Source organism: Bacillus sp. JJ1562 (assembly GCF_036962705.1).
In the GTDB taxonomy this organism is placed as follows: domain Bacteria; phylum Bacillota; class Bacilli; order Bacillales; family Bacillaceae_L; genus Ferdinandcohnia.
Genome location: NZ_JBALOQ010000018.1, coordinates 15,630 through 33,998, shown reverse-complemented (window position 1 = coordinate 33,998; position 18,369 = coordinate 15,630). Strand labels below are relative to the sequence as shown.

At 36.4% G+C, this 18,369-nt stretch carries 18 protein-coding genes and 1 riboswitch; of the genes, 17 read left to right on the top strand and 1 reads right to left on the bottom strand.

Annotation, left to right across the window (positions count from 1 at the left end; genetic code table 11):
- Positions 1–469: 469 nt before the first annotated feature.
- The 15 genes from V7097_RS12080 to V7097_RS12010 all read left to right on the top strand — a co-directional run bounded on the left by V7097_RS12080 (position 470) and on the right by V7097_RS12010 (position 15,159).
- Positions 470–1,615 (top strand): D-alanyl-D-alanine carboxypeptidase family protein, encoded by a 1,146-nt coding sequence (locus tag V7097_RS12080; RefSeq protein ID WP_335703875.1) that lies wholly within the window; start codon positions 470–472, stop codon positions 1,613–1,615.
- 2 nt (positions 1,616–1,617) lie between these two features.
- Positions 1,618–2,217, top strand: coding sequence for a nucleoside recognition domain-containing protein (locus V7097_RS12075; RefSeq protein WP_335703874.1), 600 nt, complete (start codon positions 1,618–1,620; stop codon positions 2,215–2,217).
- Complete coding sequence (locus V7097_RS12070) at positions 2,214–2,747, top strand: spore maturation protein (protein ID WP_335703873.1); 534 nt, start codon at positions 2,214–2,216, stop codon at positions 2,745–2,747. Before V7097_RS12075 ends, V7097_RS12070 begins: the two co-directional genes overlap by 4 nt.
- A gap of 129 nt (positions 2,748–2,876) precedes the next feature.
- Positions 2,877–3,611 carry a 23S rRNA pseudouridine(2605) synthase RluB gene (rluB, locus tag V7097_RS12065; RefSeq protein ID WP_335703872.1) on the top strand — a complete coding sequence of 245 codons (735 nt, stop codon included), beginning with the start codon at positions 2,877–2,879 and terminating at the stop codon, positions 3,609–3,611.
- Between the two features lie 253 nt (positions 3,612–3,864).
- The gene (resA, locus tag V7097_RS12060) at positions 3,865–4,395 is read left to right on the top strand and encodes a thiol-disulfide oxidoreductase ResA (protein WP_335703871.1); all 531 of its coding nucleotides are present in this window, start codon (positions 3,865–3,867) and stop codon (positions 4,393–4,395) included.
- A gap of 13 nt (positions 4,396–4,408) precedes the next feature.
- Positions 4,409–6,070, top strand: coding sequence for a cytochrome c biogenesis protein ResB (locus V7097_RS12055; RefSeq protein WP_335703870.1), 1,662 nt, complete (start codon positions 4,409–4,411; stop codon positions 6,068–6,070).
- Between the two features lie 2 nt (positions 6,071–6,072).
- Positions 6,073–7,245 (top strand): c-type cytochrome biogenesis protein CcsB, encoded by a 1,173-nt coding sequence (gene ccsB, locus V7097_RS12050; RefSeq protein WP_335703869.1) that lies wholly within the window; start codon positions 6,073–6,075, stop codon positions 7,243–7,245.
- 185 nt (positions 7,246–7,430) lie between these two features.
- Positions 7,431–8,147 carry a response regulator transcription factor gene (locus V7097_RS12045; RefSeq protein ID WP_438824229.1) on the top strand — a complete coding sequence of 239 codons (717 nt, stop codon included), beginning with the start codon at positions 7,431–7,433 and terminating at the stop codon, positions 8,145–8,147.
- Complete coding sequence (locus V7097_RS12040) at positions 8,144–9,928, top strand: ATP-binding protein (protein ID WP_335703868.1); 1,785 nt, start codon at positions 8,144–8,146, stop codon at positions 9,926–9,928. The genes V7097_RS12045 and V7097_RS12040 overlap by 4 nt, the downstream gene beginning before the upstream one ends.
- A gap of 355 nt (positions 9,929–10,283) precedes the next feature.
- Positions 10,284–10,484: riboswitch (cobalamin riboswitch) on the top strand.
- Between the two features lie 167 nt (positions 10,485–10,651).
- Entirely contained in the window at positions 10,652–11,071 is a 420-nt protein-coding gene (locus tag V7097_RS12035) for a DUF4430 domain-containing protein (RefSeq protein ID WP_335703867.1), read from the top strand.
- Positions 11,071–11,574 (top strand): ECF transporter S component, encoded by a 504-nt coding sequence (locus V7097_RS12030; protein WP_335703866.1) that lies wholly within the window; start codon positions 11,071–11,073, stop codon positions 11,572–11,574. The genes V7097_RS12035 and V7097_RS12030 overlap by 1 nt, the downstream gene beginning before the upstream one ends.
- A gap of 112 nt (positions 11,575–11,686) precedes the next feature.
- Positions 11,687–12,238, top strand: coding sequence for an RNA polymerase sigma factor SigX (gene sigX / locus V7097_RS12025; protein WP_335703865.1), 552 nt, complete (start codon positions 11,687–11,689; stop codon positions 12,236–12,238).
- Complete coding sequence (locus V7097_RS12020) at positions 12,210–13,433, top strand: hypothetical protein (protein ID WP_335703864.1); 1,224 nt, start codon at positions 12,210–12,212, stop codon at positions 13,431–13,433. Before sigX ends, V7097_RS12020 begins: the two co-directional genes overlap by 29 nt.
- A gap of 140 nt (positions 13,434–13,573) precedes the next feature.
- The gene (locus V7097_RS12015; RefSeq protein ID WP_335703863.1) at positions 13,574–14,272 is read left to right on the top strand and encodes a peptidoglycan DD-metalloendopeptidase family protein; all 699 of its coding nucleotides are present in this window, start codon (positions 13,574–13,576) and stop codon (positions 14,270–14,272) included.
- Positions 14,273–14,346: 74 nt separating this feature from the next.
- Positions 14,347–15,159, top strand: coding sequence for a histidinol-phosphatase (locus tag V7097_RS12010; RefSeq protein WP_335703862.1), 813 nt, complete (start codon positions 14,347–14,349; stop codon positions 15,157–15,159).
- An 81-nt stretch (positions 15,160–15,240) separates the two neighbouring features.
- Here the strand turns inward: V7097_RS12010 and V7097_RS12005 are convergent, their stop codons facing one another.
- Positions 15,241–15,489 carry a ferredoxin gene (locus tag V7097_RS12005; protein WP_335703861.1) on the bottom strand — a complete coding sequence of 83 codons (249 nt, stop codon included), beginning with the start codon at positions 15,487–15,489 and terminating at the stop codon, positions 15,241–15,243.
- 297 nt (positions 15,490–15,786) lie between these two features.
- On the opposite strand from V7097_RS12005, the gene V7097_RS12000 reads away from it, so the two are divergent.
- Positions 15,787–16,857: a helix-turn-helix domain-containing protein gene (locus tag V7097_RS12000; protein ID WP_335703860.1), complete on the top strand. Its 1,071-nt coding sequence runs from the start codon at positions 15,787–15,789 to the stop codon at positions 16,855–16,857.
- Positions 16,854–18,365, top strand: coding sequence for a RecQ family ATP-dependent DNA helicase (locus V7097_RS11995; RefSeq protein ID WP_335703859.1), 1,512 nt, complete (start codon positions 16,854–16,856; stop codon positions 18,363–18,365). Before V7097_RS12000 ends, V7097_RS11995 begins: the two co-directional genes overlap by 4 nt.
- Positions 18,366–18,369: the final 4 nt, after the last annotated feature.

Here is an 18,369-nt window from a genome sequence, read left to right as displayed (position 1 = left end):
AAGCGTTGGTCAGTTTTTTTGTGCTCTTTTTTTGTGTCTAGTTCCAGCGATTAGCCAGTCTTCACCTTGAATAGGCTTCTGTGAGTATCTTTCGAAAAGCCTTCGGTAACAAGCATAGCTTATTTCTGCGAAGATTACTCTAAGAAGCTTTACTTAGTGCTTTAAGCAGCACTCTGGTCTAGTCAATCCGTCAAGAAAGGATAAAATGCATCCTTCTCGCCGGCTTTTCTTATACTTGTCGGACTTGCACAGGATAAGAAAAGCTTTGAAAGCATAAACATCGCACGAAGAAAATGCACTGCATTTTCGAGGAAGTGCTGACATCGACGTTGCCACAGGACGTGGCAGTAGTCAGTCGACGTTCCGCTTTCGAGGCGCTTGCACTTTTCGATGTTTGTACATATTTTATTCATATAGTTGGACATGTTTTGCATACACTTTTACAAACGGCAAAAGGGACGGGGATCGAATGACATTATTTCGCAGGAGATTTGTTACACTTTTCATCATTGTTATGATTCTCATAGGCTTCCTTCCTCAAAAAGCGAGTGCACTTTCTGTTAGTGCAAAAGGTGCGATCTTAATAGAGCAAGAGTCTGGTAGAATTTTGTATGAAAAAAATGCCCATCAACGAATGAGAATCGCTAGTATTACAAAAATCATGACAGCCATCATCGCCATTGAATCAGGAAAACTGAACGATATGGTAAGGGTAAGTAATAAAGCTGTCCGTGCTGAAGGGTCTTCTTTATACCTTAAGCCGAACGAGCAAATAAAGCTCGAGGATTTGGTTTATGGATTGATGTTACGCTCAGGCAATGATGGTGCAGTTGCTATTGCAGAGCATGTAGGCGGTAGTCTAGAAGGCTTTGTTTTTCTGATGAATCAAAAAGCCGCAGAAATTGGTATGCAAAATACAAAATTTGCAAATCCACATGGATTGGATGACCATGAAAACCACTTTTCATCTGCTTATGACATGGCGATTTTAACGCGATATGCGATGACGAATGAAAAATATAGGGAGATTGCAGGCACAAAAGTACACCGTGCACCAAATCCGACAGAAAAATGGGATCGTGTTTGGAGAAATAAAAATAAATTACTTACGAAGCTATATCCGTATAGTACTGGAGGGAAAACAGGATATACAAAGCGGGCCAAACGTACCTTAGTTTCAACGGCATCAAAGGATGGAATTGGCTTAATTGCGGTTACGATTAATGCTTCTGATGACTGGAATGATCACATGAATATGTTTAATGGGGCCTTCGAATCATATGATTTAGTAAAGGTTGTCAAAGAAGGCGACATACAAACAGATAACAGTTTTTATAAAGGTAAAGTGTTTGTCGATCATGACTTTATGTACCCCTTAACTTCAGAAGAAGAAAAAGAGATAAAACTCAATGCCGAATTGGTTGAACCTGATAATAGGGAGTGGCGGAAGCCAGAAAATGTCCCTGATATTGTTGGTACTCTTACCATTAATCTTGGTGATGAGACAATAGAAGAAATGCCTATTTATTTTGATAATGGCAATGTCAAAAGACCAAAAGTAACATTCTGGGAAACACTGAAAAGTATCTTTCTAGTAATTTTAGGGGTTAAATGACGATGGTAAATATCATATGGGTAGCAATGACAATTATCGGGATTATCTTTGCAATCGTAAATGGAACGATAAATGAGGTAAATGAAGCAATCTTTAAAGGAGCTTCAGAGGCAGTCACCATTTGTATAGGTTTAATTAGTGTGCTTGTTTTCTGGTTAGGTCTGATGAGAATTGCGCAAGAGGCTGGCTTATTGGAAAAACTGTCAAAATTATTTAGACCGCTAGTGAGTCGATTATTTCCGGAGGTACCAGTCGACCACCCTGCAATGGGGTATATGCTTTCAAACATGATTGCCAATATGTTTGGACTTGGCAATGCTGCGACACCAATGGGAATTAAGGCAATGGAGCAGCTAAAAGAGCTAAATGGCGGAAAAACATCTGCAAGCCGTTCAATGGTTACTTTTCTAGCAATTAATACAGCAAGTGTGACTCTTGTTCCTACTACAGTAATTGCAATCAGGATGACCTATGATTCTACAAATCCAACGGAAATAGTAGGACCAACTCTAATCGTAACCATTATTTCAGCAATTGGTGCCGTATTAATTGATCGGTATTTTTATTATCGAAGAGTGAAGAAGGGTGGCGTTGAAAAATGAACTTCATTAACACCATATCACTCTGGCTGATACCTGTAATTATTGGATTTATACTCTTATATGGGACAGCAAAACGAATTCCAACATATGAAACATTTGTAGAAGGTGGAAAGGAAGGAATTAAAATTGCCTTTTCTATCATGCCCTTTTTAATTGGAATGTTAGTTGCGATTTCGATTTTTAGGGCATCCGGTGCAATGGATTTTTTCATTAATTTAGTCCGCCCCGCAATGGAATTCGTTGGATTTCCAGCAGAAATTGCTCCATTAGCTTTTATCAGGACTTTGTCCGGTACAGCGGCCTTAGGAATGACAACTGATCTAATTGCTACATATGGTCCTGATTCTTTTATTGGTAGACTTGCATCAATCATGCAAGGAAGCACTGACACTACTCTTTATGTACTAACGGTCTATTTTGGAGCAGTCGGGATTAAAAAAATGGGTGATGCCTTAAAGGTCGGACTATTAGCTGATTTACTAGGAATAGTCGTAAGTATTGTTGTAGTTACGTTAATATTTGGTTCATAAAACACGCAAAAATAGCGTGTTTTTCTTTTTGGAATTATATAGGAAACTACTGGGATGGGCATACTAAATAATGTTTTTATCTTGTACAAATACTTAGAAACAAGTAAGATGTTTAAGGGGTGAGCATAGATGGAACGACTACAGAAAGTTATTGCGCATGCAGGTGTAGCTTCAAGAAGAAAAGCCGAGGAGCTCATTGTTGCAGGCCAAGTAAAAGTTAATGGAAAAGTTGTGAAGGAGCTTGGAATAAAGGTAGGCTCAAATGATAAAATTGAAGTAAGCGGCATTCCACTAGAAAGGGAGGAGCCTGTTTATTATTTGTTTTATAAACCACGTTCGGTAATTTCAAGTGTGAGCGATGATAAAGGAAGGAAGGTTGTAACTGACTTTTTTCCTGAAATTAAAAAACGGATTTATCCAGTTGGAAGACTGGATTATGATACATCTGGATTGTTGTTATTGACGAATGACGGTGAGTTTGCAAATCTTCTTATGCATCCAAAGTACGAAATTGAAAAGGTTTATGTGGCGAAAATTAAGGGAATTCCACCTAAAGAAAAGCTTCGTCAATTAGAAAGAGGCATTAATCTAGAGGATGGAAAGACAGCTCCTGCTAGAGTTAAGCTTATTTCGATGGACAAGCGTAAACAAACATCTATTATCGAGATTAGCATACACGAGGGAAGAAACCGTCAGGTAAAAAGAATGTTTGAGGCGATTGGACACCAAGTAATGAAGCTTAAAAGAGAAAGATTTGGCTTTTTAACACTACAAGGAATACATGCTGGTGAGTTCAGGGAACTGCTCCCACATGAGGTTAAACAGTTAAGGGCTTTAGCAAGTACGAAGGATAATCGTTTGTAGATGGTAGTCTTATTCGAGTTGAAAAAAGTTTCACTCGCCTTTAAGCAAAGCTAAAAGGTGCCTAAATTTCATGAAACTTTTATAGAAAGCAAGCCTTCACTTAGGTTTCATGAAATTTAGTGGAAATAACCCTTTCGATAATGATTCTCAATTGTCACATAACCTTCAAAATGTTTGCGATGTCATGATATTATTAAGTGCTATAATGGCAAAGAAAGTACATATATAAATCTTATATAAAGGGAGATTTCTAATGGACAAGAAAAAGCGACGATTAGTTATTCGAACCATCATATTGTTACTTCTCGCCGCTGCACTCGTTTATACATTGTATATCAATTTCTTTACGAGTAAGGAAAAGGTAGCAGTTGGGGATATGGCACCAGATTTTGTCGTTACAGACTTGAACGGGAAGGAACACCATTTGTCAGAGTATAGAGGGGAAAAAGGTGTATTCTTAAACTTCTGGGGAACATGGTGTGAGCCATGTCAACGTGAATTCCCATATATTGATACATATTATCAGGAATTTAAGGATCAAGGAGTTGAGGTAATCGCCATTAATGTTGGTGAACCTAAATTCAGTGTAAATAACTTTATCAAAAAATACGAATTATCATTTCCTGTTGCAATCGATAAGGGAAACCAGTTGCTAAATGCCTATGGAATTGACCCATTGCCAACTACTATGTTAATTAATAAAGACGGAAAAGTTGTTGAGATCATTACTGGTGAGATGACAAGCAAGATGGTACGAGAATATATGGAGCAAATAATGCCATAGGGAGTTATTTTTCATGGAAAATGTTAAATGCGAATGCGGGCATGTGAATCCACACGGTACAATTTTTTGTGAGGCTTGTGGAAAACCTGTCCAAAGCGAAGAAACAATTCAGGGAGATAAAGAGAAAAAGAAATTGCTTGATATGAGGTATGAGGGTAGTGCAAGACGCTCTCAAACCTATAATAAAACAATAGTTGATAAAATTTGGAACTTCTTTTCCTCTGTAAAAGTGGGGATTTGGATCATTGTTGTCCTTTTGGTTGCTTCAGCACTTGGGACGATTTATCCGCAGGAATTATATATACCTCCTGCAATGAGCCCTGCTGATTTTTATGAACAAGAATATGGAATAACTGGAAGACTATACTATCAATTAGGATTCCACAATCTTTATGGTTCTTGGTGGTATATGATTCTTATTGCAATGCTCGGTATTTCCTTAATTATTTGTAGTATCGACCGTGTAGTACCTTTATATAAAGCGTTAAAAAAACAAGGTGTAACACGTCATGAAAGTTTCTTAAAAAGACAGCGTGTATACGGTAAAAACACAGTTGAAAATGTTGACAAGGACTTTGAAAAAGTTAAAGAAAAATTAATAAAGAAACATTATTCTGTCCGTGAAGAAAATGGGAATATTTTAGCAGAGAAGGGCCGTTTCTCAAGATGGGGTCCATATGTTAACCACTGTGGTCTCATTATATTTTTAATAGGTGCAATGCTCCGGTTTGTACCTGGAATGTATGTAGATGAGGTACTCTGGATTCGCGAAGGAGAAACTGCAAGTGTTCCTGGTACACATGGAAAATATTATTTAGAGAGCGATCGATTCCTAGTAGAAGTTTACGAGAAAGACAAGGAAAAAGAAGTCTTTGAAGAAGCGATTGAGATTTCTGGAAATGGAATGATCGTAAAAAACTATCAAACAGATGTTACGTTATACGAACGTACAGATGAAATCATTCCCGGAGTTGAACCGGAATTAAAAGAAATTAAATCTCATGAAATTCGGGTGAATGAACCATTAAAGCATGACCATTATGCATTCTACCAAGTGGATTATAAACTAAACGAATTTAGTACAATGTCCTTTAACATGATTAACAAAGAAACAAATGAAGATTTTGGAACAATCACGATTAATTTGAGGGACCCACAGGAAAAGTATGATTTAGGAAATGGATACTCACTTGAGCTGGCAAGCTATTTTCCAGATTTCTTTTTTAATGATGAAGGTGAACCAGCTACTAAAACAAAGATTCCTAATAACCCAGCATTTGTTTTTAAAATGTTTGCTCCTGATAAACCTGAAGGAGAAATTAGCTTTGTTGCGATACAGCAAAATATAGAACCTTTGGGTGATAATAAATACAAGATGGCTTTTGCTGGAATAGAAATGAAGAACGTCTCTGGATTAACAGTTAGAAGGGATTTCACATTATGGATACTAGCTGTAGGAGGAGCAATCTTTATGATTGGGGTTATTCAAGGTTCCTACTGGTATCATCGCCGTATCTGGATTCAACGGAAAAATAACGAGGTTATTGTTGCAGGACATACCAATAAAAACTGGTTTGGCTTAAAAAATGAGATGCGATATGTTCTGGCGGACACAGGAATCACAGAACCTATAGATCAAGTTGATGCAAAAAATAAGGAAAATAAGGAGGGATAAAAATGGCTGAATTAAGCTCAAATCTTCTATTTGCTTCTTTTATTCTCTATCTTGTAGCAACCTTTGTCTTTGGTGGCGCAATAAGAGATAAGAAAAGCACAAATGGGTATAACCGCTGGTCACATTTTGGGATTGTCATCACGATCATTGGCTTTGCTGCACAGGTAGGCTATTTTTTTACCCGGTGGGCTGCATCAGGTCATGCGCCTGTAAGTAATTTATTTGAATTTATCACGTTTTTTGGAATGATGTTAGTCCTTGCATTCATCATCATTTACTTTATATATAAAACAAGCATATTAGGCCTTTTCACCTTACCTATAGCATTATTAGTAATTGCATATGGTAGTATGTTTTCAAGAGAAATCTCTCCATTAATCCCAGCATTGCAAAGTCACTGGCTTCAAATTCATGTTACGACAGCTGCGTTAGGTCAAGCCATTCTTTCTATAAGTTTTGTTGCAGGAATCTTGTATCTATTGAAAACTGTCGATCAGACTGTAAAAAGTAAACAAACATTTTGGCTGGAATTCATTATGTATGTACTTGTTGTTGTTGTTGGCTTCGTATCAATAACGACTGCATTCGGGGCAATGAAATATGAATCAGTCTTTTCTTGGGTTGATAAAGAAGGCGCGAATGTCGAAATGATGTACAAATTACCGGCATTAGTCGTACCTAATGAAGGTGAATTATTAACAGACGGTAAGTTCTCAAGTGGTATTGAATTACCAGCATTATTAAGTGCTAGAAAAGTAAATACCGTTCTTTGGTCCATTATTTCAGGTTCTATTCTATATGGATTAATTCGTTTGATTTTACGTAAACGTATTGGTGCTGCATTACAGCCATTAACTAGAAGATTAAATTTAGATTTAGTTGATGAAATTGGATATCGTTCGGTTGCAATTGGATTTCCAATTTTCACTCTAGGAGCGTTAATTTTTGCGATGATTTGGGCACAAATTGCCTGGACACGTTTCTGGGGTTGGGATCCAAAAGAAGTGTGGGCCCTTATCACATGGCTCTTCTATGCAGCCTTCTTACACTTAAGACTTTCAAAAGGCTGGCATGGTCAAAAATCTGCGTGGCTTGCGGTCATCGGATTCTTCATTATTATGTTCAATACGATTTTCGTAAATCTAGTTATTGCTGGTCTACACTCATACGCATAAGGAATTAGCCTTCATCATTTGATGAAGGCTTTTAACTGTATAAAGTCCCACGATTGTGTCGGATTTTCGACTTTTCCATTACTTAAAAAAACAAGTGTGATATATGTTATAGCAAATTATGAAAATTTTATGTACGATAGAGATGTATAGAAATATTCTTTCTGAAAGAAAATGGAGGAATAAGTATGGAAAACGAAGCAAAAGTTTTAATTGTCGATGATGAAGAAAGAATTCGTCGTTTACTTAAAATGTATTTAGAGAGAGAAAATTATGTGGTAGAAGAAGCAGAAAATGGAGATGATGCCTTAGAAAAGGCATTAAAAAACGAATATGATCTTATTCTATTAGATCTTATGATGCCAGGTAAAGACGGCATTGAGGTATGTCGAGAGTTGCGAGAAAAGAAATCAACTCCGATCATTATGTTAACTGCCAAAGGTGAAGAAGTTAACCGTGTTCAAGGCTTTGAAGTTGGAACGGATGACTATATTGTAAAGCCATTTAGTCCAAGGGAAGTTGTTCTACGTGTAAAGGCCTTATTAAGAAGAGCTTCACTTACTACCTACCTTCAAACCGAAACAACAGCTAAAGATGTTATCGTATTCCCACATCTAACAATTGATAATGATGCGCACCGTGTCACTGCAGACGGAAAAGAAGTGGGCTTAACACCTAAGGAGTATGAACTGTTATGCTTCCTAGCAAAATCCCCTGACAAGGTATTTGACCGTGAGCAGTTATTAAAAGAGGTATGGCACTACGAATTCTTTGGTGACTTACGTACAGTTGACACACATGTTAAACGCTTGCGTGAAAAGTTAAATAAAGTGTCCCAGGATGCAGCCAAAATGATTGTCACTGTTTGGGGTGTTGGTTATAAATTTGAGGTCGGCCAAGAATGAAATTTTGGCGAAGTGTTGTAGGAAAACTATGGGCAACCATTCTTTTACTGTTTTCCTTTGTATTATTTGTTTTAACCATTTTATTCATGGAGTATTTTGAGAATTATCATATTCAAGAAGCAGAAAGAAATTTAACCCAACTAGCTGCAAATATTGCGGTCATAATGGAGCAGCACGAGAATAAAGATGTTGCAAGGAACATTGCTTGGGAGCTTGTAAATGACGAAACAAAGGTTATTATTGTGGCAGATGAAAGCACATATTGGGTATCACCTGATCGGAAATCACTTGCAAATATCCCTGTTACCCTATTAACAGAGGATCCAGACCTTAAGCTTGTTATCTCAAATGACCAAAACAAAAGTAAAAGGATTCTACTTCCTGAAAACTATGATGTGAATAAACAGAGCCAAGAGCTATTTGTAGTAGGGGCACCACTTCATATTGAAAATGACCAAAAAGGTGCTGTGTTTCTATATCAATCACTAGACGTTGTACAGCAGACAACCCAGCATACAACCCAATTCATCATATTAGCAGCTGGAATTGGGATTGTACTTACAACTGTTTTTGCCTTTTTCTTATTGACGCGAATTACGGCTCCTTTACGTAAAATGAGGGAAGCGGCTACAGAAGTTGCCAGAGGAAAATTTGATACGAAGGTTCCTATTCTTACTCACGATGAAATTGGTGCTTTAGGATTGGCACTTAACCAAATGGGAAGGCAGTTAAAATATAATATGAATGCTCTTAATCAAGAGAAGGAGCAGCTTGCGAGTATTTTAAATAGTATGGCAGATGGTGTTATAACGTTAAATCGTGATGGAACGATTTTGGTTACAAACCCACCTGCTGAACGCTTTCTTCAAGCTTGGTACTATCAGCAGGGCATGTATCAGGAAGTTGGTGAAGAGCTTCCACCAGAAGTAAAGGATTTATTTCAACGTGCCGTTTCCTTTGAAAAAGAGCAATTTATTGAAATTAGCCTTCAAGGAAGAACATGGGTTATTTTAATGAGTCCACTCTATAATCAGACATATATAAGAGGTGCAGTTGCCGTACTTCGTGATATGACGGAAGAGAGACGGTTGGACAAGCTACGTGAGGACTTCATTGCAAATGTTTCACACGAATTAAGAACACCGATTGCTATGCTACAGGGCTATAGTGAAGCGATTATGGATGATATTGCAAGCTCTGAAGAAGAGAGAAAAGAAATCACAAAGGTAATCTACGATGAGTCACTTCGAATGGGACGACTTGTCAACGAATTGTTAGACATAGCTAGAATGCAATCAGGTCATATTACATTGAATAAAGAAAATGTTGATTTTGATTCATTTATCAATCGTGTGATTCGAAAATTCCAAGGGTTAGCTAAGGAAAATTTAATTACCTTAACTGCGACAAAAGAAGAAGATATCGGTCAAATTTACATGGATACTGACCGTATTGAGCAGGTATTTACAAACTTGATTGACAACGCCATGAGACATACCGATGAAAATGGTAGAGTTGAGGTTCAAGTAACAGGGCAAGAAACATCTATTAAGGTCGATATTAGGGATACAGGATCTGGAATTCCTGAAGAAGATCTACCGTTTGTATTTGAACGCTTCTATAAGGCAGACAAAGCTAGAACGAGAGGGAAATCTGGTACTGGATTAGGACTTGCTATTGTAAAAAACATTATTGGTGCTCACAATGGAAATATTTCCGTCCACAGTAAGCTTGGTGAAGGAACGACATTTACATTCATAATCCCTCGAAAAAGTGAGTAATTTGAAAGAACGTGGCGAAGATTCTTGTTCCATAAGAAACATTTCTCTTGTAAATGAAAAATTCTTCTTGTAATATAAAGAATGTTAATAAAAATTTAATAACAAAAATCAGAATAATAGGTGTCAGAGGATGATGTTCTCATACTTTAAATGAAAGATCAAAAAGGAGGATGAAGAGGACCGAGAATTTCAAGGCGGCGCAGCTTTGAGTACCGGAGCGAGGCAACTGCTTGAGTTAACACCCTTGCAGCCTTGCGCTGAGGAATTGACTTCCAGAATAAACTAGTAGACGCAAGCGCATAACTAGTTATTCACCATGTACTTGGAGCAGTGTTCGAAGAAATTCGATGCGTCATATTCACCGCACTTTTTGAACATCCTTAAAGACTTAATAGGGAATCTGGTGTAAATCCAGAACTGCCCCCGCAACTGTAAAAGTGGACGAAATGAGTAGAACCACTGTATGAATGGATGGCAAACGTTGTTCATCATATGGGAAGGACTCAAAGTAGAATGAAGCTTTAGTCAGTAGACCTGCCTAATTCGTTCGTTTTTTAATAATTCTTCGGGGTGTAGGAATTAACAATAAAGCTATATGCTTTTTTGTTGTTTTTCCAAATTATCAACAAAGCTCACCCGATACGGTGGGCTTTTTATTTTGGTATCAAGTGATTAAAGCACTTTTACATACACAAACTATCTAACACAAAGGGGAACTAGATCATGAAAAAATTATTATTTGCATTACTATCATTGGGATTATTATTTGGATGCAGCAATGACCAACCTACAAATGATACATCAAACAATAACTCGTCAGAAAAGATCAATAAAGAAGAAAAAGCTGAAATTGTCACTGTTGTGATTTCTAAAAACAACGGAGAAGAAATCATTGAAGAAAAAGAAATCGAGATTGAAGCAGGAAAAGAAGTTACCGTTATGGACGTTATGCAGGAAAACTTTGAAATCGAAACACAATTTGATGGTGCATTTGTTGCCAGCATTAACGGAGTTGCGGGCAGTGAAGAAGAAAAAACATCTTGGTTTTATTCTGTAAATGGTGAAGAAGCAATGGTAGGAGCGAATGAATTTAAATTAGAGCCAGAAGATAAGATCGAATTTGACCTCCATAAGTGGGAATAATGAATTTATCAGTAAAAAACCTAACGCTTTTATCGATGCTAATCGCTTTGTCGGTTGTAGGTCGAATTATATTTACATTCCTTCCGAATGTACAACCCACGACTGCGATTATCATTATAACAAGCTTGTTTTTAGGACCAATTTACGGTGTGGTCGTTGCCGTATTTAGTGCGATATTATCAAATCTTGTTATGGGTATGGGCTTATGGACAATTGGACAAATCATTGCATGGGGGATTATTGGTTTAATCAGTGGTTCATTAAGAAAGTATCGCGACCAAATTCCAGTCGTTGTACTAGCCATCTATGCTGTGTTTTGTGGTTTTCTATATGGCTTCGTGATCTCAATTCCACTTTATTTATTTTCTGGTAAGTTCCTCGCTTATTATATAGCTGGACTACCATTTGACATGAGTCATGCAATCGGAAATGGAGTGTTTTTTCTCATACTTTATCCAATTTTAAGACTACTTTTCTTAAAAAATGTAATAATCGCAAAGTAAGGAAGAATATTACCAAAATATTCTTCCTTTTTTTATGAAAACATACTATATTTGGAGTGTAACTTTTTTTAGGAAACACTCGACTAATGAAATGAACGGGAGGATTTACAAAATGGATTCCTTATTTGAGGAACTATATGAAAAGTATCATCACGATGTCTTTTCCTTCTTATTTTATATGGTGAAAAATCGTGAACTGGCTGAAGATCTCGTTCAGGAAGTTTATATAAGAGTTTTAAAATCATATGATAGATTCGAAGGAAAAAGTAGTGAAAAAACATGGCTTTTTTCAATTGCACGACATGTTGCAATTGATTCATTTCGAAAACAAAAAGGTTGGAAACAAAGAATCATGGATTCCTTTGATTGGAGTAGCAAAGAAATAAAAGATTTTGCTCCACTCCCAGAAGAAATAGCATTACAAAATGAGCAAGTCCAGATGATGTATCGCTGCTTGGACCGTTGTACAACCGATCAACGCATGGTACTAATATTACGTTATATCCAATCTCTTTCGATTGCTGAGACTGCAGTGGCTTTAGGATGGACAGAAAGTAAGGTAAAAACAACTCAGCATAGAGCCCTTAAGGTTTTAAAGACCTATATGGAAGAATTTGGTGTAAAGGAGGGTGTAGATGATGAAAAAATCAGAGTGGAGCGATGAACAACTAGAGCAGATGCTATCGCAAATGCCAGGAATAAAAGACAACCGCAAGCCACAAGAGATTTATCAAAATATAACCCTTAAAATGAATAAGCGAAAGAAAAAGGTTTGGATTGTTCCAACCATTGCATCTATGGCAGCAGCGCTTCTTTTATTTATTTTAGCTCCTTCTTTTATAAATAATATGAACAGTTCAAGCCTTGACTCTGCCGAAATGTCGCGAGAAAAAAACAGTAGTGCGATGGATAATGAGGCTTCAAATGATGAATCAGTCAGCATATTAAAAGAAGAAGAAGAGCCAAAACAAAATGATGAGGCAGGTATTTTTTCTGAAGAGGAGAAAACAAGCCAAAGCTATGCTGTAAGTAGTGTGGGGGAAAATGAAGTTCTCTTAACATATGGTGTTTATTTAGGAGGGGTTATGTTTCCTTCCATTGTATCGATCATAGTTGAATCTGATGGTGAGGATGTAGTTGAACAATGGCAAAAAAATCTTCCACAGGTAAATGAATTTATTCGGCAAAATTCGGGATGGGGAATTGATGAGATACCGATGTCCTATTTTGCGGATTTTTCAGAAACTGAAACGAAAGATCAAGCCAAAGTTGTAAGGGTGGACGTAAATAACACGATTCAAACAGGGTCCTTCGCAACTGCCCAATCTGATGGGTTTAGACATACTATCAATTCTTTTCGATATCTGTCCGAGGATTATCAGCATGTTGAACTTTTTCAAAATAATCAACAAGGCATTATGATCGGGCAGACAGGTGTAACTGAGAATTTTATTGATGTTGAAAAAGATACAAAAAAAGCTTATTTATATTTTATTAATGAAGAATCGGGTCAAAAACTTTTAGCCCTATCATATGAAGATTTTGAGACAGTTGAACAAGCGCTGGATGCTATGAAAATAGATACAAATCAAGGCGATTATTTACTACATCCAACTATAATATCTGAAATAAAAGAAATTAATGAAGATGGTACTAATTTAGAGGTTCATTTCAGCAATGATGCTGTTTTAGAGAATACGGATAATTATATCTTAATGTTAGATGCAATTATGCTAACTGCTAAGGAATTTAATTTTGATTCAGTTACATTTTACGGAAAAATCGATCAAATTGGAAATGTACAATTTGGAGAACAAACACAAGTCCCACTTGCACCAAATCCATTACCATTACACTAAAGAGACACTCCGTTGTCTCTTTTTTTGTTTGTCTAAAAAATATGCATGCATTTTTTTACATAATTTATGAAAAATTTTCAAATAATGAAAGGGTGTTATTCTTCATAGCACGGATTGTTCAATTTTTGAGGAGGATATAAATGCTTTTTATTGTTAGAAGGATTTCTATTTTTACCATAATGGCAATTTGTGTAGATTTATTTTTTTTCAATGTTCACAGTGGCCATGCACAGGAGTTACCAGCAAATGCAACTGAGGAGTGGGCATGGCCAGTCTTAGGTAGAATTACTGATACATTTGGAACTAGACAAGGAAATCATAAAGGTTTAGATATCGCAGCCCCACTTGGAGATCACATATATGCGGTTGAAGAAGGAATCGTTAAAGGTTCAGATTTTAAGGGCTCATATGGCCATGTCATTTTTATTGAGCATCCAAATGGTTTTGAAACGGTCTATGCACATCTTAGTAAACGTAGTGTTCAAGAAGGAGAAAAAGTAGAAAAAGGTCAGTTAATTGGGCATATTGGGAGTACAGGAAATTCGACAGGACCACATTTACATTTTGAAGTGCATAATGGGGAATGGAATTCTTCTCGAAACAATGCTGTTGACCCTCTTTACTTACTGACAGACGTACAAATTCTTGTTCCTGCCATTATGCAAAGAGAGGGGATTGAGGTTTCAAAAAAGCTTGAAACCTACACTGTGAAAGAGGGAGAATCTCTTTCTGTCATTGCAAATAAGGTAGGCTTATCTGTTGAAGAAATTAAAAAGTTAAATCAGTTATCAGGTGATTTAATTTTTCCAAATCAGGTCTTAATTGTCGAAAAAACCTAAATAATTTTAAGCTATTTCATTCCCATCAGAAGTTTGTTCATGTATAATGATAAAAACTTTTATGGGGGATTCATATGCGCACTGATTATCACAATCATTTAGAGCTTGGTACACTTGAATTAGACTATTTAATGAAGTTTATTGATGAAGCGAAAGCCAAGAATATCAATCATTTTGGGATATCCGAGCATGCTTATCATTTTTATCAGACTAAAGATATTCTTAGTAATCCTTGGGTTGATGCAAGGAGATATTATGACATGAAGGATTATGTGGATTTATTTAAGCTTGCATGGAAAAATAATATCGATGTAAAAATGTCGATTGAAATGGATTATACACCTGGAAAGCATGCTGAAATGGAAAAATTTATTTCATCCTATGATTTTGATTATGTAATTGGTTCGATTCACTGGGTAGGAGATTTTGGAATTGACTTAGCGGAGTTCCGTGAAGAATGGGATAAACGCGATTTACATGATACATATACGAAATATTATGATCAGGTAATTACATTAGCGCAATCAAACTTGTTTGATATTATCGGACATATTGATCTAGTCAAAATTTTTAAGTATATCCCTGAGGACGAAGAATTCCTTTTGCATCAATTTGATCGTGCAACAACAGCGTTAGCGAATTCCAAAACTTGTGTTGAAATAAGTACTGCTGGATTACGAAAGCCTATCGGAAAGCTTTATCCAGATCCACGACTACTCCAAATGTGCTTTGATAAAAATATTCCAATTGTCTTGTCTTCAGACGCACATCGTCCACAAGATGTAGGTGCCGATTTTGACCAAGCAATCGATTTAGCAAAAAGTGTAGGTTACAAAACACTGATGACATTTGAAAAAGGGGAACGAAAAGAAGTTCCGCTAGGATAAATGCAAAAAACAGGCTACCTAAGCCTGTTTTTTGCATTTAAAAAGAACCCTTTTTGCAAAGGGCTCTTTATATTGAATAGTCTATTCAAATTTTAATGCATCACCATCAAATGGCTCGTCTGCCACTTTAATGGAATCAGTTGGACAGCCCTCGAATGCATCGATCATATCTTCTTCTAATATGTCTGGAATTTCAACAATTCCTTGGTTATCATCAAGTGTTACAAATGCAATACCGTCATCATCGTAATCGTAGATGTCTGGTGCAGCTGCACCACATGCACCACAAGCGATACAAGTTTCTTTGTCAACAATGGTATACTTTGCCATGTCTACTTAACCTCCCGAAATCATTACATGTATAAACATATATTTATATTATTTCCCCATCCCACTTCCTCGAAGGATGGAAACTGCTTCCTCATATCTCATTGTAAAGCTGTTCACAAAACTTTTCAATAAAAATATAATGTGAGATTGCTTATTGGGAAAGGGTTTTTCCTTTCTGACAAGCATATTCATATTTCCACACGAAAACATCCCACTTTTCGTTATTATTTGATAAAATAAAGGTAACATTCAATCGACAAATTTCCATGTATTTGTCGATTGAGAGGGGAGATGAAGGTGAATATTACCTATCGTTCAATATTGATTCTAAAATGCATCGATAAACTGAATGGGGAACGAACAGTTTATGGAATTTATCACTTGTTGAATGGTAAAAAATCCTCTCAAACAATCGGGGATGCAAATCTGTTTAATCTCACACCACTTTTCGGAATTCTTAAACCGTTAGATAGAGAACAATTTAATAAAGAGATAAAGTTGCTTCTTCAACTTTTTCTGATAGAAGAAATAACACCATCAAGTAATAAATTTATCGTTAATGCAAGTGGATATTCCGTCTTAATTGACGAACAGAAAAAGAAATCGATTCCTGCCAATTTAAATGGCTGGAAATACAATGACCAATCGATATTGCTTTGGCGTAGACTTTCACTCCTGACACAGGTTTTGTCGAATTTAATTGAAGAAAAAAAACAATATACTCCAATCCAACAGGATGAAGCGGTTTTTGATTGGGTTAAGGAATTCCTAATGAAAAACGGAAAAAACAAATATTTTTTAGCAGACTCCCTATATAAAGAGGTTTTGAAATCCCTTGAAATGGTTTCAGAACTTGAAGCAACGATTTTTGTCATGAGACTAACAAGTTCAACAAGAATCGGCTATACAATTGAGCAAATTAGTTCCTTATTAAATGAAGATGAGACATGGTGCCAGATACTCTTTCTACATACTTTGCACAAAATTGTTAAGCAACTTGAAATAAATGGTGAGAAGTTTCCTATCCTTATATCGATGACTAAGACAAATCAAGACAAAAATGTGTTATTAACGGCTTCTACGAAGACAACCTACCAAATGTTAATGCAGGGAAAAACAATTGATGAAATTGCAGTCATTCGTAATTTGAAACAGAATACAATTGAAGATCATGTTGTAGAAGTTACACACCAAAAACCTGATTTTTCAATTGATCCATTCGTGTCTCCCGAGCATCAACAATTGATTTTATCAACCTATCAGACAATGCAAACAAAACAATTAAGACCATTAAAGGAAAAATTGTCAACAGACATTTCATATTTTGAAATTAGACTAGTCCTCGCAAGAATGGGTGATACAACATGAATCTTGAGGCGATATTAAGAGGAAAATTTAATCATTCTACCTTTCGGGTAGGGCAAAAGGATATCATCGAAGATATTCTTAGAGGGCATGACGTCATTGCCCTTTTACCAACAGGAGGAGGAAAATCACTTTGCTATCAGTTACCCGCTCAAATTCTTGAAGGTAGTGTTCTTATCATTTCACCACTTGTTGCATTAATGGAGGACCAGGTGCTTCAATTAAAGAAAATGGGTGAAAAAAGGGTAATTGCTCTAAATAGCTTCTTATCGAACGAAAGAAAAAAGAAAATCATGCCAAGCATACACAAATATAAATATATCTTTGCATCACCTGAAATACTACAATCGAAATATTTCATGAACCGATTAAAAGGAATTCACTTTTCTCTATTTGTTGTGGATGAGGCCCATTGTATTTCACAATGGGGACATGATTTTCGTCCCGACTATTCAAGGTTAGGTGATATTCGCAAAAGATTAGGATCTCCACCTTGTCTTGCCTTAACAGCAACGGCGACAAAAGAGGTTTTTGAGGATATCAAGGGAACCTTACAATTAACAAATCCAAGAATGCATATTCACTCTATAGATCGACCAAATATTGCAACCATAGTGAAAAAGGTTGATTCTCCTGAAAACAAAAAAGAAATGCTCGTAAACCTTGCAAGAGAGTTACAGGGACCAGGAATTATCTATTTCTCAAGTCGAATCTTGGCTGAAAATATTGCGCAATATTTAAAGGATAAAGGCTTTGAACGAGTTGCTTTTTATCACGGCGGGATGGAGCAGGAAAAAAGAATGCTGATCCAGGAGCAATTTATCAATAACCAATTATCCATTATTTGCTGTACGAATGCATTTGGAATGGGTGTAAATAAGCCCGATATTCGATTTGTCATTCATTTTCATTATCCTTCACAAATGGAGGCGTATTTACAGGAAATAGGACGTGCTGGTAGGGACGGAAATCCGAGTGTTGCCATTTTGCTTCATCATGAAATGGACCATGAAATTCCTCAAAGTTTAATAAAATATGAACTTCCGACGAAAGAACAAACTCAATTAGTGATTGAATATATCAATCAGGAGATTAATGAAAAGGGTAAATTCATATTTACAAAAACAGTTGAGGAGTACTTCTTTACAGTCTATAGTGTATCAGAAGTTCAATGGAGATTTATTCAATTATATCTGTCTTTGGACGAGGTCATTCAAACGCAAGTTGACGTACAAAATGGCATCCATCTCGTCGATGAAGCTGCAAGTAAGCGATATGCTTATAAGCTGAAAAAACTAAAGCTGATGGAGAAGTGGATAAAAACACAAGGGTGTCGACGTGAAGCAATTTTAACTTATTTTGATGAAAACCTTGAACAGAAACCTTCATCCTGCTGTGATTTATGTGAAATAGACTGGGATATGTACAAACGCAAATTAAATGGGGGAAATGAGTGGAAGCTGCCTTCTTGGAGACAAGAATTACATCGCATCTTTCATAGAAATGGGTGAAGAA

What these genes read in the sequence shown, in the direction of transcription:
- V7097_RS12070 (WP_335703873.1), top strand. Translation starts at nt 2,214, where the DNA reads ATGAACTTCATTAACACCATATCACTCTGGCTGATACCTGTAATTATT.
- rluB (WP_335703872.1), top strand. Translation starts at nt 2,877, where the DNA reads ATGGAACGACTACAGAAAGTTATTGCGCATGCAGGTGTAGCTTCAAGA.
- V7097_RS12020 (WP_335703864.1), top strand. Translation starts at nt 12,210, where the DNA reads ATGATGAAAAAATCAGAGTGGAGCGATGAACAACTAGAGCAGATGCTA.
- V7097_RS12005 (WP_335703861.1), bottom strand. Translation starts at nt 15,489, where the DNA reads ATGGCAAAGTATACCATTGTTGACAAAGAAACTTGTATCGCTTGTGGT.
- V7097_RS12045 (WP_438824229.1), top strand. Translation starts at nt 7,431, where the DNA reads ATGGAAAACGAAGCAAAAGTTTTAATTGTCGATGATGAAGAAAGAATT.
- V7097_RS12040 (WP_335703868.1), top strand. Translation starts at nt 8,144, where the DNA reads ATGAAATTTTGGCGAAGTGTTGTAGGAAAACTATGGGCAACCATTCTT.
- V7097_RS12075 (WP_335703874.1), top strand. Translation starts at nt 1,618, where the DNA reads ATGGTAAATATCATATGGGTAGCAATGACAATTATCGGGATTATCTTT.
- V7097_RS12030 (WP_335703866.1), top strand. Translation starts at nt 11,071, where the DNA reads ATGAATTTATCAGTAAAAAACCTAACGCTTTTATCGATGCTAATCGCT.
- sigX (WP_335703865.1), top strand. Translation starts at nt 11,687, where the DNA reads ATGGATTCCTTATTTGAGGAACTATATGAAAAGTATCATCACGATGTC.
- V7097_RS12055 (WP_335703870.1), top strand. Translation starts at nt 4,409, where the DNA reads ATGGAAAATGTTAAATGCGAATGCGGGCATGTGAATCCACACGGTACA.
- V7097_RS12080 (WP_335703875.1), top strand. Translation starts at nt 470, where the DNA reads ATGACATTATTTCGCAGGAGATTTGTTACACTTTTCATCATTGTTATG.
- resA (WP_335703871.1), top strand. Translation starts at nt 3,865, where the DNA reads ATGGACAAGAAAAAGCGACGATTAGTTATTCGAACCATCATATTGTTA.
- V7097_RS12010 (WP_335703862.1), top strand. Translation starts at nt 14,347, where the DNA reads ATGCGCACTGATTATCACAATCATTTAGAGCTTGGTACACTTGAATTA.
- V7097_RS12015 (WP_335703863.1), top strand. Translation starts at nt 13,574, where the DNA reads ATGCTTTTTATTGTTAGAAGGATTTCTATTTTTACCATAATGGCAATT.
- V7097_RS11995 (WP_335703859.1), top strand. Translation starts at nt 16,854, where the DNA reads ATGAATCTTGAGGCGATATTAAGAGGAAAATTTAATCATTCTACCTTT.
- ccsB (WP_335703869.1), top strand. Translation starts at nt 6,073, where the DNA reads ATGGCTGAATTAAGCTCAAATCTTCTATTTGCTTCTTTTATTCTCTAT.
- V7097_RS12035 (WP_335703867.1), top strand. Translation starts at nt 10,652, where the DNA reads ATGAAAAAATTATTATTTGCATTACTATCATTGGGATTATTATTTGGA.